Here is a 16686-nt window from a genome sequence, read left to right on the forward strand (position 1 = left end):
TGCCCGATCAGCCCACGGCGGCCAGCCCGCCCGACGCCGGTGAGCGCAGGTCCGCCGAGGTGAGGGTGCGGGACGCGGCGGTGGCGGCCAGGCGGTCGGCGAGTTGGTGCGCGCCGTGCGCGGTGCGGTCGGCGGAACCCTCGACGCGGGCCCGCAGCGCGGTGATGGCGTCGTCCGGCACGTCGTGGCCGCGCCTCGCCAGGTGCCGCACCGCCATCCGCACGAGGTCGTCCACGTCGTGCTCGGTGAACTCCCACGCCTCGGCGAAGCACTCGGCCAGCAGGTGGTCGAGCCCGAGGAGGTCGCGCACCGCGGCCCGTTCGCCCAGCAGCAGCACGACCACGCCGTCGGCGTCCCGGCGGACCGCCTCGACCAGTGCCTCGGCGGTCTCCACCCGGCGTTCCACCGAGTCGGTGAGCCACCCGGCGTCGGCGTCGAGCACCAGCACCCCGCCCGCGGCGTCCTCGAACGCGCGGCCCACCAGGCTGACGGCCTGGCCCGGCCACCGGGGGCACAGGTCCACGCCGACGCGGACCCGCACGACGTGGCCCGCGTCGACCAGGCCGAGTTCGGCCAGGGCCTGCGCGTAGAGCCGGGCCACCTCGCTGCGGCCGGTGCCGCGCGGGCCGGCCAGCACCGCGCTCGCCTGCCGTGCCACGGGCCTGCGCCGCTGCTTGAGCCCGCACAGCCGCAACGCGGTGCGCCCCAGGGCCTCGCGCACGTCGGCCAGGCCGTGCAGGGCGCTCAGCCGCCGCCAGGCGCGGCTCGCGGCCAGCGCGGCGGCCGGGTCCGTGCCCGCGTCGGGACCGCCGGCCGACGGAGCCGCCGCACCGAGGGCGGCGATCTCCGGGGCCAGGTCCGCCGCGCTGAGCCGGTTGAAGTCGGAGTCCTTGGCCGGAGGCTCGTTCGCCAGGCGCGACGCCTGGTTGTTGACCATGGCCTCGAACAGCTTGCGCGCCACGCGGCCGTTGCCGAAGGTGTCGTTCTTGGGCACCCGGTCGAAGTAGTCGGCCAGTGCCGCCACCGCGTCGTCGGACAGTTCGTAGTAGTGCTTGCGGCACAGGTTGGCGGTGATGGTGACGAGTTCGTCGACGCTGTAGTTGGGGAACTCGATGGTGCGGGTGAAGCGGGAGGCCAGGCCGGGGTTGGAGGCGAGGAACTTCTCCATCAGCTCGGAGTAGCCCGCGACGATGACGACGATCTCGTCGCGGTGGTCCTCCATCATCTTCATCAGCGTGTCGATGGCCTCCTGACCGAAGTCGGGGCCGCTGCCACCGGACTGGCTCGACAGGGTGTACGCCTCGTCGATGAACAGCACCCCGCCCATCGCCTTGGTCACGACCTCGGCGGTCTTGATCGCGGTGGCGCCGATGTACTGGGCGACCAGGTCGGCCCGCGCGACCTCGACCATGTGCCCGCGCGAGAGGATGCCCAGCTCCGCCAGCACCGAGCCGTAGAGCCGGGCGACGGTGGTCTTGCCGGTGCCGGGAGGGCCCGCGAACACCAGGTGCCTGCTCATGGGCGGCATGGGCAGGCCCAGCTCCTTGCGGCGCTGGCTCATCCGGATGAGGTTGATCAGGCCGATGACCTCCTGCTTGACGCCGTGCAGGCCGATCAGCGAGTCCAGGTCGGCCAGCGGCCCGTCCAGGGCGACCGCGCCGTCCGGGTTCCCGTTCGCACCGCCGGTCGGTCGGGTGCCGGGCAGCCGGTCGGCTCCGGGCCGGTCCGCGGGCGCGGGTCCGACCCCGACGGCGACCTGGCGCTCGTCGGTGACCAGGCCGGTGACGGTGAGCCGGTCGTGCTCGACGCGCCGGTGCACGGGTGTGCCGCCGCTGCCGGTGACCGTGCAGCCGACCACGGAGGCGTCCTCCTCGGTGTCCAGCAGCACACCGTCGCCGGCGCTGCCGGTGATCTCGCTGTCCTGGACGTCGGCACGCCCGCCGCTGTGCACGTGGACGCCGTGCCGGCGGGCGTCGCGGACGCGGCACCTGGTGGCGTTCAACGCCCCGCCGGCGACTTCGAAACCGTCCGCGGCGGCGGCGACGACCTCGCCGTCGCGGACGGTGGCCATGCTGTTCTCCCCGACGCGCAGGCCGCCGCCCCGCAGCAGCGCGGAGGCCACGGTGGCGCGGGCGCCGCCGGAGAGCGAGACGAGGTGCTCGGCGCGGCCCGCGACCCTGAGGTCACCGACCTCGGCGCTCACCTCGCCGGACAGGTCGAGCCCGATCCCGTCGCCCGCCGACACCTCGGCGTCGGCGAGCAGCAGGGTCGACCGACCGGACAGGGCGACGGTCGGGCCGGACGCCGGCTCGGCGTGCAGCCCCCGGAGCTCGACCCGGGCGTCGGCGCGCACCAGCACCGCGCCGTGCGTGGAGCCGCCGACCCACAGCTTGGTGAACCGGGGCGTGGCCTCGCCGTCCACGACGACGCCGATCGGGCTGTCGTCGACGCGGCAGTCCTCGAAGCGCGGCGCGGCGGACCCGGTCACCTGGACGGCGTTGCGGCCCGCCCCGACGAACCGGCAGGCGCGCAGCAGGGGCGTGGTCGCGCCCGCGAGGTGCGCGGACTGCACGCCCGCGCCGGTGAACCGGGACTCTGCCACGGTCACCTCGCCCGTGCTGGTCAGGTACAGGTCGAGGCTGCCGCTGCCGCTGACCTCCAGGTCGCGGATGTCGGCGGCGGCCTCGCCCTCCACCACGACGGCGGGCTTGCCGGTGTCGACGACCTCGCAGTCCTCGACCACGGCGCGGGCGCGCCCGTTGACGCAGATGCCGTTGCCGCCCGCGCGCAGCACCCGGACGCGGCGCAGCACCAGCACGCCGTCCTCGGCGACCACCACGCCCGACGACGCGGCGTCGGCGATCTCGGTGTCCTCGACGCTGCTCTGCGCGGGCGAGGTGACCACCAGGCCCGCGCCGCCGGTCGCGGTGAGCGCGCACCCGCGCAGCGAGACCCGGCCGCGTCCCCTGGCCAGCACGGCGGCCCACGACGCGCTGGACACGCGGCAGCCGTCCAGCGCGACCTCGCCGCGCCGGGCGTCGAGCGCCGCCACGTCGTCGGCGGCGCCGGTCAGCACCAGGCCGGTCAGCCGCACGGCCTCCGCGTCGACCACGACGACGCTGCCGGTGGCCGCGCGCACCTCGACGGTGCCCGGTCCCTCCTCGGCGCTGAGCGTCACCATCCTGGTGAGCACCAGGTTCTCGTCGTAGCGGCCGGGCAGCACGCTGATCATCGCGCCGTCGCGGGCGTCGGTGAGCGCCGCGCCGATCGTCGGGTACGCGTCCGACCGGTTCTGCGCCACCACGAGCAACTGTCGGTTCATGCCTGCGACCTCTCCGCTCGGGCGCGGCGGACCAGACCCGGCAACGTGTGGAACCTGGGCACCGCGTACGCGGGGGTGCGCGGGTCGCGCGGGGCCGAGGCCCACTTGTCGGCGCTGCCGCGCAGCGCGACCTTCGCCAGCTCGTCCAGCGACACGCGGTTGCGGTCCACCCGGCCGGTGGCGTCGATCTCGCCCGCCGCCAGTTCGCGCAGCAGGACCCGGCCGCGAGCGCCCTCGGCGGGTTCGGTCAGGCCGAGCACCTTGAAGCTGGTGCCGGGGACGAACAGCACCCGGTCGGTCATGCCGCCGACCTCGGGTTCCAGCAACCGGGTGCGCCGACCGGTCATCGACCACACCAGCACGTCCACGTCGCCTTCCTGGCGTGCGCAGGGCGCGCTGAGGGCGTTGAGGAACCCCCACTCGGTGACGAGCTTGCGGCCCCGGTAGAGCTCCCAGTCCTGCTCGGTCATCGAAGTGGTGAACACGGCGATGCCCCGGTGCGAGGGCAGGCGGCTCAGCCCGGAGACCGCGCAGCGCGCGAACGGCACGTGCGGGCCGACGACGGCGGTGCGCAGGGCGTCGTCCACCCCGTCCCCCTCGGGGGACAGGTAGAGGCGGACGGCCACGGCGTCGGTCAGCAGGTCGGACGAGCGCCCGGTGGACCCCTGGAAGCTGGGGTGCTCGGACAGCACGCGGGCCACCGAGTTCGCCACCGACGAGAACTGCTGGTTGAGGGTCTTGCGCAACCAGGTGCGCTCGTCGTCCAGGCCGCGCTTGGGCATCACGGCAGCCGCCGCCGCGGCGGGCACGGGCTGCACCCGGGTGGCCGGACCGGGCCGGGTGTCCCCGGTCGGTCCGGTCGCTTCGGCGGGGACCTGTTCCGGGGGAGGTGGGGTCGACGCGTCGGGGGGCGGTACGTCGACCCCACCGCTCAGGGGGGGTGCGCCGACAGGTGCGGCGCCGACCGGCGGCACGGCCGGGGCGCTCCTCCCGGGCGGCGGAGCGGCGGCGGGGGGAACGGCGGCGGGTGGCGCGGTGACCGGCGCGGCGGTGACCGGCGGCGCGGCGCTCGCCGCAGCCGGGCGTGCGGTCGGCGCGGGCAGCGCCCCGGGCTCCTCGGGTGGCGCGGTGGGTGGCGGCGGTGTGGTGGGCGGCGGGCCGGTGGGCGGGGTCGGGGCGGTCGCGGCCGGCGGGGCGGTGGGGAAACTCGACTCGGTGCGCAGCGACGGGGGGAGCACGGGCGCGTCGACGGGCGCGGAGCGGTCCGCTGCCGGCCGGCGGCCGGTGTCCGGCTGCCGCCGCGTCTCGGCGTCCAGCGCGTCGCCCGCCCGAGCCAGGTCCACGACCGGCGTGGGCACCGGTCTGGCCACGAGTTCGGTGGCCGCCTCGACCACCGGCGCGCCGGGACGCGCGCCGTCGGGCGACGTGCCGTCGGACGGCGCGGGGACGGACGGCACGGAGACGGCCTCGCGGTCCGGTTCCCCGTCGATCCCCGCCATCGCGCGGCCCGTGGGACGGACGTCGGGCCGCACCCGGGCGCGCGCGGCGGCGGGCACCACGTCGCTCATCCAGCGCGTCGTCGGGTCGAGGCGGGCGACCAGGTCGTCGGCCAGGACCTTCATCCGGGCCCCGGTCGCCTCGTCCGGGGCGTCGAACAGCATCAGGTGCCGTTCGGGGTCGACCGGCGTCGACCGCACCGAGTCGGCGTGCTCGGGTTCCTCGGGCGGGCGGACCCACATCCCGGCGGGCACCACCTCCACCACCGCGTCGGGCGCGTACCAGTACACGGCCGGGCCGACCTCGGACACACCGTGCACGGGCGGCCGGTGGCTGACCAGCCTCGGTGGCGGGGTGATCCCGGCGGGTTGGGGGGTGTAGGCCAGTTCCCGCACGGCGCTGCGCCAGCCCGGCGCGCCGCCCGCGCGAATGGTGTAGACGTCGGGATCGACCACCGCCCCCACCGGCAGTCCGGTGTACCAGACCAGTTCCTCGCCGATGAAGTTCGTCAGCGCCTGCGCGGAGGAGCCGCCGTCCGAATCGGACAGCTGCCCGTAGCGCAGCAGTCGCGTCCGGCCCTTCAGCTGGGCCGGGAGGCCGGCCCAGAAGCGGGCCACGTCGTCGAACGAGATCGACGGCGCGTCGGGGCAGCCGAGGACCAGCGTGAGCACGTCGGGCTGGCACGGCAGGTTCTCCTGCAACCGGGCGCGGTGCACCCGCAGCTGCCCGTCGTCGCACGCGGGCCTGATCCACACCCCGCCGCCGAGCGGTTCGGCGATGCCGGTGGCGCTGGTGGCGACGGGGTCGGACAGCGCCTCGGACTCCCAGGTCGGCTTCGGGAAGCGCTTGGACTCCCAGCGCGGCGGCTTGCCCGGCTGGAACCTGATCCACCCGCTGTGCCGCCCGGCGTCCACGAACAGCGAGCCGCCCACCCCGGGCAGGATCGCACCGTCGGGGGCGATCACCGGTCGGTTGAGGCGCTCGGCCAGCCACTGGCCGGCCAGCGCGGTGGTCTCGCGGGACCGGCCGCCGATGACGATGCGCACCCCGCGGCGGGGTCGGGGCATCAGGTCCGCCACGGATTCCCAGGCGGAGAAGGGGCTGCCCGTGGGCAGGTCGACCACGACGAGGTCGTGGTGGGGGTCCACGGCGACGACGAGGGCCAGGTTGCGCGCCTCGGGGGTCAACTGGTCCCGGGGGTGGACGACCAGGGCGTTGCCGATCATGCGGCTGGTCATCTCCACACCGCCGCGCCGTTCGGTCATCGGGCTCATGTCAACTGCCTCTCTTCTCCACCACGCCGAGGGCGCTGCGCGCGAGCGCGGGCCCACTGGGCACCGCGGCGAGCACGTCGGCGGCCACGGGCGTCGGCGCGATGCCGCCGAACCCCAGCGCGGCCACCGAGCCGTCGTCGGGCAACGAGTACTTGACACCCCGATCGGTGATCAGGAAGCGGTCCGGCTTGCGCCCGTCCGCCACGGGCACGGCGGCGGCCAGCACCCCCGAGGAGGGCTTGAGCCGCACGGCGGCGGTGGTCGCGGTGGCCTGCGCCGGGCTGTGCCCCGGGTCCGCGGTCACCAGTTCGCTCACCACCCGCGTCCCCTCCGACCGCTGGCGCAGGCACACCGCGCGCTCGGGCCCGTCGCCGTCCACCAGCGAGGTGGTGCGGTCCAGGGCGGGCAGGCGGGAGACCAGGGAGGTGTCGGTCGAGCGGGGGGCGGCGACGAGCGCGGCGGTGTCCAGCGGTGAGACGCCGCGCCGCAGCTTGGCCTGCACCAGCACCGACTCGATCCGCGACAGCGGCGCGAGGCCGTCCTCGCGCAGCAGGAAGTGCTGGGTGCCGCCGCCCGCGGTGGCCTGCTCGAACAGGTCGCCGATCCGGCGCGGCGCGCCGGCGATCGACGGCCCGCCCTTCCCGTCGTCCGCCACCTCGGCGGCGCCGATCACCGGGCCGTCCGGCAGGGCGCCCAGCCACGCGGGCGGCACCGCGACCGGCGGTCCGGCACCGAGGCCCAGCGCGACCGGGACGGTGTCGTCGACGAGTCGGTGCTTGCGGTCGCCCCACACCAGGTACTGCCGGCCCTCGGAAGCGACCCACAGATGGCTGTCGTCACCCGCGTCCGCGGCCTGCGCGCCGGGCACCAGGTCCAGTCCCATGCCGCCACCGGACTTCGCCAGGCACAGCAGCCACGGCCCGGTGACGAGGGCGGCGCGGTCCGGCACGGCGTCGGGCGCGCCCTCGATGCCGATCTCCGGTCCCCGCTCCAGCCCCGCCAGCGACACCCGCTTGATCGTCTCGACGTGCGCGCCCTCGCCGACCATCAGCAGGGCGGAGGCGTGGTTGGACACCGGCACGAGCACCCCGCCCCGGTGGACGTAGGTCGCGCCGGTCTCCTCCTCGACGAGGATCGCGCCGGGCTGCTTCCACGCCTGCGAGCCGCCCGGCTTGATCAGGCCGTAGACGCCGAAGCCGACGCCGATCAGCAGTGCCAGCACGATGCCCATGACCAGCCCGAACAGGGCGCGCTTGGCAGGCGGTTCGCCGTGGCTGGTGTCGCCGAGCAGCAGGGCGGAGCTCATCCGCCCGACCATGGTCTGGTAGGCGTGCAGGTGGTCGCGCTGGGTCTGCACGGTTCACCCGGCCAATCCGCGCGCCCACGCGTAGACGGCGAGGACCTGGAGCAGCACGGGCAGCACCGCGATGCCCGCGCAGATCTCCAGGACGTTGGCGAGGTGCCCCCACAGCGGCAGCGGACGGCGGTGCAGCGGGCGCAGCGCGGCGGCCACCAGCAGCACCGCGACACCCAGCAGCGCCCCCAGACCGCTGATCCGCCAGACCGGTTCGAGCAGCGCGAGCAGCACCACCACCTGCGACAGCGCGCACCACGTGCCCGCCAGCGACAGCGCGGTGCGCTGCACGACGTTGCGGAACTCCCTGGCCCGCAGCAGCAGCAACGCGGTCAGCAGCCCGGCCATCACGTGACCGGCCCAGCCGGCGTCGGTGAACAGCACGGGCACGGCCACCGCGAGCACCGGCGCGGCACCCACCGCGAGCATGGTCAGGTACTGGTCGGCCTGCCGGGTCCGGGCGACCAGGTCGGCCGCGGGTTCGGGCTCGACGTCGATCTGGAGCTCCTCGGCCGTGCGGGGCAGCTGGGGGCCCCGCAGCCGGGCGGCGCGAGTGGCGATCTTCGGCGTGAACAGGGTGAGCAGGAAGAAGGTCGTGCCGGTCACGGCGGCGGTCTGCGTGCCGCTCAGCCCGACGCCCAGGAGCAGCCAGCCCGCGAGCACGGCGCCCAGCGCGAGGACCACCACCACGCCGAACGGCACCACCGGCAGGTCGCGCACCACGAGGCGTTGCAGCACGAGCGGCAGGAGGGAGCAGGCCAGGGCGGCGACCGCGCCGACGAGCACCCCGACGGGGGCGACCTCGCCGTCGGGGCCGGCGAGGCCGATCAGGCCGGTCAGCCAGGCGAACCCGCACCCGGCCACCCCGGCGATGGCCGACAGCGGCCGGTCACCGCTGGTGCGGGCGACCGCGACCGACGCGACGAGCAGCACCAGGGCCAAGGCGCCCGCCGTCAGCGCGAACGCCATCGTGGCGGGCGCGGCGAACAGGGCGGCGCCGATCGTCGCGAGCACGACCGCCGACAGGCCCAGGAACAGCCTGCGGTTGGCCGCGTCGCTCCACCGGTCGCCCTGCCTGCCGATCGCGGTGGCCATGCCCTCGGCGACGTCGTCGAAGTCCAACTCCGGCAGTGGGTCCTCGGCGGGCGAGAGGTGGAACTGGTCGCCGTCGAGCCAGTCCAGGGTCTCCGGTGTGCCGTCCGGGTCGAGCGGGGCCTCCCCCAGCCGTTGCAGCACCCAGGAGCCGTACTCGGCGCCGCGCTCCTCCTCGGGCACGACGTGCTCGACCAGCACCGGGATCAGCTCGGCGACCGGCGTCGCCACGGGCACCGCCAGGTCTGCCTTGCCGGCCGGTCCGACCACGGTGACGCGGCACAGCGCCGCGGCGGCCGTCACGACCGGTCCCCGGCGAGCTGGGGCACGGGCACGAACCCGGTCTGCACGAGCTTCACGCCGCGCCGGGTCACGAGCTGGGCCCGGCCCGCCGGCAGAGTGCGCGGCGGGGCCTCGCCCAGGAACTTTCCTTCTTCCTTGGGGTAGGAGAACAACAACGCGGGGGTGCCCAGCTCCCACAGCCGGCGCAGGACGGGGTCCATCATGCCTCTCATGGCGTTGGCGCTGCTGCGCGCGATGATCAGGTGGAAGCCGATGTGCACGCCCTGGGCGAGCATCGGCAGCAGGGCGTCCAGGGGTGTGCCCATGCCGGAGCCCGCGCCCATCAGCTCGTAGTCGTCGACGACGACGAACAGCTGCGGGCCGTCCCACCAGTCGCGGCGGCGCAGCCGATCGGAGGAGATGTCCGCGCCGGGGATGCGCTTGTGCAGCGACACGGCCGCCTTGTTGGCCAGGTCGGCCAGCGCGTCGTTGCTGACCGCGTGCCCGGCGAGGTAGTCGTCGGGCACGATGCCGTCGAGGTCGCGCTGCGAGTCGCCCAGCACGACCTTGACCTGGTCGGCGCGGTAGCCCTGGACGACGGAGCGCAGTACCAGCCGCAGCGCGTTGGTCTTGCCGGTCTCCGCGTCGCCCATGACGATCAGGTGCGGCACCACCGAGAAGTCGTGCCACACCGGCGCCAACCGCTGCTCGTCCTGCCCGAGGCACAGGCGCAGATCACCGTCCGGCGGGGGCAGTTCGACCACCGGCAGCTTCGTCGGCAGGAGCCGCACGGCGGGCGCGTTGCGGCCCGGCCAGAAGGTGCGGATCTCCTCGGTGATGGCCTTGGTGACCGAGGTCAGGTCGTCGGTGTCCGAACTGCCGTCCAGGCGGGGCAGCGCGGCGAGGAAGTGGTAGCCGGAGCTGGTCAGGCCGCGACCGGGCTGGTTGGGCACGGTGGCGGCCTTGCGGCCCTGCACCTCGGACTCCATCGCGTCGCCCAGCCTCAGCTCGAAGCGGGTGCCCAGCACGTCGCGCAGCCACGGGCGGATCTCCGACCAGCGGGAGGAGCTGATCACCAGGTGGATGCCGAACGACAGGCCGCGCGAGGCGATCTCGGTGAGGCTGCCCTCCAGGTCGGCGTAGTCCTGGCGCATCGTGAACCAGCCGTCGACGACCAGGAACACGTCGCCGTACGGGTCGTCGATCGCGCCGGTGCGGCGCGCCTTGCGGTAGGCGTTCATCGACTCGAAACCGCGTTCGGCGAACGCCTGCTCGCGCCGCTCCATGATCTGCGTGATCTCCTGCACGGTGCGCGTGACGCGGTCGCGCTCCATGCGGGTGGCGATCGAGCCGACGTGCGGCAGGCCGCTGATCGACATCAGGCCGCCACCACCGAAGTCCAGACCGTAGAACTGGACCTCCTCGGGCGTGTGGGTGACGGCGAGGGCGAGCACGAGGGTGCGCAGCAGGGTCGACTTGCCGGTCTGCGGGGCCCCGACCACGCCGACGTGGCCGTCCGAGCCGGACAGGTCGGCGGCGAGGATCTCGCGCACCTGCTCGTAGGGCCGGTCGACCACGCCCACCGGGATGCGCAGGTGCCCGCGCACCGCCGCGTCCAACACGGTCATGCCCAGCTCGGGGTGGGGCAGCACGCTGGGCAGCAGGGTGTCCAGGCTCGGCGCGTTCGCCAGCGGCGGCAGCCACACCTGACGGGCGGCGGCGCCCGCGCCGGACAACCGGTCGATGAGCACCTCGGCCAGGCTCGGCGCGTCCGCGGCGACCTCCGGTTCGTCCCGCTCCTCCTCGTCCGGTTCCTCGACGGCCTGCACGTGCTCCAGGGGGTGGGCGTGGGTGTGGAACGGCAGCACCCGGCTGTGCGCCACGGCGGTCGTCTCCGTCGTGCCGACGGGGGCGGCCACGGCCGTCGGCCCGGACACGTAGGCGCTCTTGAAGCGCACCAGCGTGGTGGTGTCGATCTTGAGGTAGCCGTTGCCCGGCGCCGAGGGCAGCTCGTAGGCGTCGCCGACGCCGATGACGCTGCGCGACTCCATCGAGGAGAACGTCCGCAGCGCGATGCGGTAGGACAGGTGGCCCTCGACGCGGTGGATGCGGCCCTCGTCCAGGCGCTGCGACGCGAGCAGCAGGTGCACGCCGAGGCTGCGTCCCAACCGGCCGATGGAGACGAACAGCTCCATGAACTCCGGCTTGCTGCCCAGCAGCTCGCTGAACTCGTCCACCACCACGAGCAGGGTCGGCAGCGGCGGCAGCTGGCCGCCCGCCAGGCGGGCCTTCTCGTAGTCGAACAGCGAGGAGTGGCCGCTCTCCCTCAGCAACTCCTGGCGGCGGATCATCTCGCCGTTGAGCGAGTCCTGCATCCGGTCCACCAGCGGCAGCTCGTCGGCCAGGTTGGTGATCATCGCCGAGGTGTGCGGCAGCCGGTCCATGCCGAGGAACGTCGCGCCGCCCTTGAAGTCGACCAGCACGAGGTTGAGCACCTCGGACGAGTGCGTGGCCACCAGCGCGCACACCAGGGTGCGCAGCAGTTCGCTCTTGCCCGAACCGGTCGCGCCGATCAGCATCCCGTGCGGCCCCATGCCGCCCTGCGCCGACTCCTTGAGGTCCAGCTCGACGACCTCGCCGTCCTCGGTGACGCCGATCGGCACCTGGAGCCGGGCGCGCTGCGGCGTCTTGTTCCGCCACTGCGCGGCCACGTCGAACGTGTGCGGGTCGCGGATGCCCAGCAGCGTGGTCAGCTCGAAGTCCTGCTCGAACGGCCGCTCGACCACGTCGATGGTGCCGCTGGTGCGCTTGGGGGCGAGGAGCTTCGCCAGCGCCTCCGCGCGCACCCCGCTGAGGCGGTCGCGCACGGCGGTGCCGGTGCCGTCGCCCACGGCGAACTCCACCACGTCGTCGCGGCAGGTCAGGCGCAGCACCTTGGCGCCGCCGGGCATCACGCCCGTGACGTCGAGCAGCACCGTGTTGCGCAGCCCGCCACCGAGCAGCGGCGAGGAGTTCGGCACGTGCGCCAGGTGCGCGACCACGACGAGGAACGGCTCGGTGACGCTCGGGAAGGCGGACTTGTCGTGCTCGCCGCGCCCGGTGACCTCGGGCCCGAGCAAGGTCATCAGCTCGTCGTGGTCGCACGCCAGCATCGGCAGCGGGCCGCCGGCGCCGAGGGCCGTCGGGTGGACGTTGTGCGGCAGCCACTTGACCCAGTCCCAGCCGGGCTGGGTGGCTTCACCGGCGAGCACCGCGACCCGCAGTTCGTCGGGCGCGTGGAAGGTGACCAGCTGGGCGAGCATCGCCCGCACCAGCTCGACCGCCGCGTCCGGGTCGCCCGCGAACTCCACGCTGGTGAAGCTGCGCAGCCCGACCGAGATCGGGATGCCGCCGACCGTGCGGTAGGTCTCGCTGAACCGCCGCAGGGAGATCGCCGACAGCGGCTCCAGGTCCTCGATCGGCTTGGTCGACGGCGGGGTGAACTCCATCGCCGCCTGCTGGGTGCCCAGCCCGATGCGGACGCGGGCGAAGTCGTCGTGGCTGCCGCGCCGCTCCCACAGGCGCGGGCCGCTCGCGACCGACCACAGCCACGACGGGTCGGGGTTGTTCCAGGCGACCGCCGCGCGCTGCTCGTCGGCGGTCTTGCGGGCCCGGGTGCGCAACTGGTCGATGTAGCGCAGGTAGTCGCGGCGCTCGGAGTTCAGCTTGCGCTTGCGCTCGGAGCCGGCGCGACCGAGCTGGCTCAGCCCCATCGTGATCATGGCGATGCCCATCGCGCCGCCCATCACGTAGATCATCGGTGACGCGCCGGCACCCGCCGAGGAGAACACCAGGATCATCGCGATCGGACCGATGGCCATCGGGATGAACATCAGCGCGGAGCCGAAGTCCCGCGCGGCGGGCTCCGGCATCACCGGTGGCTCCTGGAGCTCCTCCTGCCCCTCCGGCAGTTCGGGGCCCGCCGCGCGGGGTCGCCGCTTGACCGTGGTGGTGCTCATTCGATGACCCCCGGGATGCGGGCCGCCGGGGCGCCCCAGACCCGCTCGTCCTGCTTGAGCAGGTCGCCCGCGGCGCGCTCGGCCTCCTCGTCCTCCTGGAGCTCGACGACCTCCTCGACCTCCTCGGGCATCTCCTGGTCACCCGCCATCAGCACGCTGTCGTCGGGGTAGTAGGGCTTGGGGATGGAGCGCTCTCGCGGGCGGGGAGCGGGTGTCGGCTGCACCCGGACCGCCGTGCTGGACGAGTGCTGCCACGGGGCGTCATCACGCAGGGCGTAGTCCGGTGTGGACTCCTGCTCCTCGTCGCGGTCGCCCTCGGACGCCCTGGAGGCGAGCCACAGCAACCCCCCGGCTCCGGCCGCGCCCCAGGCGCTGGTGTCCTCCTCGGCGTCGAAGTCGATGACCGGCACGACGTCCTCGTCGACGGGCGGCGGCGCGGGCGGTTCGACGTGCGCGGGCGGTTCGACGTGCGCGGGCACCAGGCCGGCCGTGACGATCTCCCGTTCCCTGCGCGGGTCGCCCGAGGCACCCTCGCCACCGGCGCGATCCGGCTGCCTGGCGGGCGGGTTAGCCGCGGGCGAGTTCGCCGCAGGTGGGTTCGTCGAGGGCGGCGCGGCCACTGGCGGCACCACGACGGGAGGCACCACGACGGGCGGAGCCACCGCGGGAGGTACCACGGCCGCCGGGGGCACCGACGGCGGGGCGGCCCCCTCCCCGGGCGTGATCCGGTCGCCCATCGGCAGCGGCGGTGCCACCGGTTCCGGTGCGAACGTGACCGGAACCCCGATGGGTGCGATCGGCGCGACGTGCTCGATCGGCACGACAGGTGCGGTGGGTTCGACGGGCTCGATCGGCTCGACGGGCGCGGTGGTACCCGAGGTGGTCCCCTGCGGGTCCACAGCCCATTCCTGCGGCGTGGTCGGAGGCACTTCCCGGAGTTCCTGCGGATCGCTCGACGGCCGCAGTCCCACGACTTCCCAGGGCCGCGACTCGCCACCGATCAGACCCGAGGCATCCGAACGATCCGCCGACGCACCACCAGGAGGCGACATCGGAGCCATCGGCGGCATCATCGGCGGCACACCCGCACCAGCACCCACGGCACCCGACTGCTGCGGCGGCGCGGCCCACTCCTCCGGTGCCACCGGAGGCAACTCGGCCAACCCCTGCGGCTCACCGACATCCGGCAGCCCGCCACCCTCCCACGGAGCCACCTCACCACCGATCAGACCCGAAGCATCCGAACGATCCGCCGACGCACCACCAGGAGGCGACATCGGAGCCATCGGCGGCATCATCGGCGGCATCATCGGCGGCACACCCGCACCAGCACCCACGGCACCCGACTGCTGCGGCGGCGCGGCCCACTCCTCCGGTGCCACCGGAGGCAACTCGGCCAACCCCTGCGGCTCACCGACATCCGGCAGCCCGCCACCCTCCCCCGGAGCCACCTCACCACCGATCAGACCCGAAGCATCCGAACGATCCGCCGACGCACCACCAGGAGGCGACATCGGAGCCATCGGCGGCATCATCGGCGGCATCATCGGCGGCACACCCGCACCAGCACCCACGGCACCCGACTGCTGCGGCGGCGCGGCCCACTCCTCCGGTGCCACCGGAGGCAACTCGGCCAACCCCTGCGGCTCACCCACACCAGGAGAACCGACAGCCTCCCACGGCCGCGACTCGCCACCGATCAGACCCGAAGCATCCGAACGATCGGCCGACGCACCACCAGGAGGCGACATCGGAGCCATCGGCGGCATCATCGGCGGCGCACCCGCACCGGCACCCGACGCACCACCAACCGGCACACCACCACCCTGCGGCGCAGCCCACTCCTCCGGCTCCACCGAAGGCAACTCGGCCAACCCCTGCGGCTCACCGACATCCGGCAGCCCGCCACCCTCCCACGGAGCCACCTCACCACCGATCAGACCCGAAGCATCCGAACGATCCGCCGACGCACCACCAGGAGGCGACATCGGAGCCATCGGCGGCATCATCGGCGGCGCACCCGCACCGGCACCCGACGCACCACCAACCGGCACACCACCACCCTGCGGCGCAGCCCACTCCTCCGGCTCCACCGAAGGCAATTCCAGGCCGGCCGGGCTCTGCGGATCACCCAGGCCGGGGAGCCCTGAGCCCTCCCACGGAGCCACCTCGCCACCGATCAGACCCGAAGCATCGGAACGGTCGGTCGAGGCACCAGTGGGAGGCGACATCGGAGCCATCGGCGGCATCATCGGCGGCGCGCCCCGGTCGCTCGGGGAGGAACCGAGGGCGGGGGGCTCTTCGGCGACCCAGTCCGCGGGCGAAGCGAGGTCCGGGGGCAGGCTCGGCCCGGCGCTGTCCAGCGAGGGAGGCGGGGTCGCGACGAACTCGGCGGGCGTCCCGACGCCGGGACCGGGCGCTCCCGCGCCAGGTCGGCCGGTCGGGGTGAACGGCGCGGGGCGCGGGATGCCGCCGCCGGCGGGCAGCGGCAGTCCACCGATCGGGTTCGGCAGTGGGGGGATGCCCCCCGGCAGTCCGCCGGGCGCACCCGACCCGAACTCCCCCGGCGTGAATGCCGCCGGGTCGGGCAGCGGGGGCGGGACCGCACCGCCCGGGGAGGTGAGGTCCACCCCCGGCAGCGAGCCGGCTCCCGGAAGCCCGTCCGGGGTGAAGGCGCCGGGGCCCGGGATCTCCGGCTGCCCGGAGCCGTCCAGGCCGCCGAGGCCGCTGCCCGACGGCGGATTGGTGCCGGAGAGGTCGAATTCCTTGACGCTGGGCGGTGTGGTGTCCCCCAGGCCGGACGGCGGGACCCGGGTTTCCGGCGAAGTCGGGTCCCCCGGGCCGTCCTGGCCGTTCCCGAGGTCGAGGTCGAGGTCCTCGAACGGGTTGTCGAACTTCAGGTCCTCGGGGAGGTTCGGACCACCGCCGCCGTCACCGCGGTCGCCGAACAGGTCGTCGAAGTCGAACTCCGGGATGTTCGGACCGTCGCCATTACCGCGGTTGCCGAACAGGTTGTCGAATTCCTCCTGGCTCATCCCCCCGCCGAGGCCGTCGCCCAGCCCCGGTGTCGGGACGGGCTGGGCCTGCTTCTGGAGTCTGACGTTGTCGTAGTTGGCCGCGAGTGTCTTGAGCACCTTGCGCATGTCGTTGCTCATCATGTCGACGACCTGCTGGTTCCAGTTGATCCAGATGTTGCCGTTGTCCATCCGGTACTCGATGCTGCTGTGCCCGCCCCGGGGGTCGATGATCGGCTGCCCGGTCCGGGGATCGTGCTGCAGGTCGTGGCCGTCGTACGCCTCCGCGATCCGGATGATCTCGTTGGAGTAGTGCCGGTTGATCTCCCAGACGGTTTGGCGTGCCCATTCCAGGTGGTCGCCCGCGCTCCACAACTGGTTGGGAGCCGACTGGTTGCCCATCGGACCGCCCTCGATCTGCCCGGCGGCGTTGCGGAACGCGTGGGCGAGCGGCTTCATCAGCGCCTGGAACTGGGTGGCCGCCTCCCCCTGCCAGGGCCCGTCTTCACCGGTGAGGGCTTCGACCTGCTGATCGAGGCTGACAGCGACCACTCCGAGCGCTTCCTGCACCCAGCGCAGGTCTGTCGCGGCGTTCCACAGCGACGCCGGATCGGACACCGTCTTGGTGCGTTCCTGGATCAGGTCCCGGCTGATCGGGCGACCGTCGGCGTCGGTCTTGCCGACCGCGGCCGCACCGGTGATCACGGCCTGGATCTGCTTCCAGTCCATGGTGTCGTAATCCGCGGCCGACCCGCCGCCACCGCCGACACCGTAGACCGCACCGGTGTCCTTGTCCGTGGTGGTCGCGCTGGTCCCGGTATTCGACCCCTCCGGAGTGCTCATCCTCGATCGC

General features: G+C 74.0%; 6 protein-coding genes. All 6 read right to left on the reverse strand.

Annotation, left to right across the window (positions count from 1 at the left end):
• Positions 1-7: 7 nt before the first annotated feature.
• Genes CKY47_RS33775 through CKY47_RS33800 form a run of 6 tightly spaced genes read right to left on the reverse strand, consistent with a single transcriptional unit; the run spans position 8 to position 16676 of the window.
• A complete protein-coding gene (locus CKY47_RS33775; RefSeq protein WP_306750424.1) occupies positions 8-3322 on the reverse strand; it encodes a right-handed parallel beta-helix repeat-containing protein in 3315 nt (1104 codons plus the stop codon).
• Positions 3319-6093, reverse strand: coding sequence for a hypothetical protein (locus CKY47_RS33780; protein WP_306750425.1), 2775 nt, complete (start codon positions 6091-6093; stop codon positions 3319-3321). The genes CKY47_RS33775 and CKY47_RS33780 overlap by 4 nt, the downstream gene beginning before the upstream one ends.
• Position 6094: 1 nt before the next feature.
• Positions 6095-7450 carry a type VII secretion protein EccB gene (eccB, locus tag CKY47_RS33785; RefSeq protein WP_306750426.1) on the reverse strand — a complete coding sequence of 452 codons (1356 nt, stop codon included), beginning with the start codon at positions 7448-7450 and terminating at the stop codon, positions 6095-6097.
• Positions 7451-7453: 3 nt separating this feature from the next.
• The gene (gene eccD / locus CKY47_RS33790; RefSeq protein ID WP_306750427.1) at positions 7454-8842 is read right to left on the reverse strand and encodes a type VII secretion integral membrane protein EccD; all 1389 of its coding nucleotides are present in this window, start codon (positions 8840-8842) and stop codon (positions 7454-7456) included.
• Positions 8839-12819, reverse strand: a complete 3981-nt coding sequence (gene eccCa / locus CKY47_RS33795; RefSeq protein ID WP_306750428.1) for a type VII secretion protein EccCa — start codon at positions 12817-12819, stop codon at positions 8839-8841. Before eccCa ends, eccD begins: the two co-directional genes overlap by 4 nt.
• Positions 12816-16676: a hypothetical protein gene (locus CKY47_RS33800; protein ID WP_306750429.1), complete on the reverse strand. Its 3861-nt coding sequence runs from the start codon at positions 16674-16676 to the stop codon at positions 12816-12818. The genes eccCa and CKY47_RS33800 overlap by 4 nt, the downstream gene beginning before the upstream one ends.
• Positions 16677-16686 lie beyond the last annotated feature (10 nt).

The sequence above is a fragment of the Saccharothrix longispora genome (genome assembly GCF_030852425.1).
In the GTDB taxonomy this organism is placed as follows: Bacteria; Actinomycetota; Actinomycetes; order Mycobacteriales; family Pseudonocardiaceae; genus Actinosynnema; species Actinosynnema longispora.

Bases quoted from the DNA above. Each gene is read 5' to 3' on its own strand.
- CKY47_RS33775 (WP_306750424.1), bottom strand. From the start codon at position 3,322: ATGAACCGACAGTTGCTCGTGGTGGCGCAGAACCGGTCGGACGCGTAC.
- CKY47_RS33780 (WP_306750425.1), bottom strand. From the start codon at position 6,093: ATGAGCCCGATGACCGAACGGCGCGGCGGTGTGGAGATGACCAGCCGC.
- CKY47_RS33800 (WP_306750429.1), bottom strand. From the start codon at position 16,676: ATGAGCACTCCGGAGGGGTCGAATACCGGGACCAGCGCGACCACCACG.
- eccCa (WP_306750428.1), bottom strand. From the start codon at position 12,819: ATGAGCACCACCACGGTCAAGCGGCGACCCCGCGCGGCGGGCCCCGAA.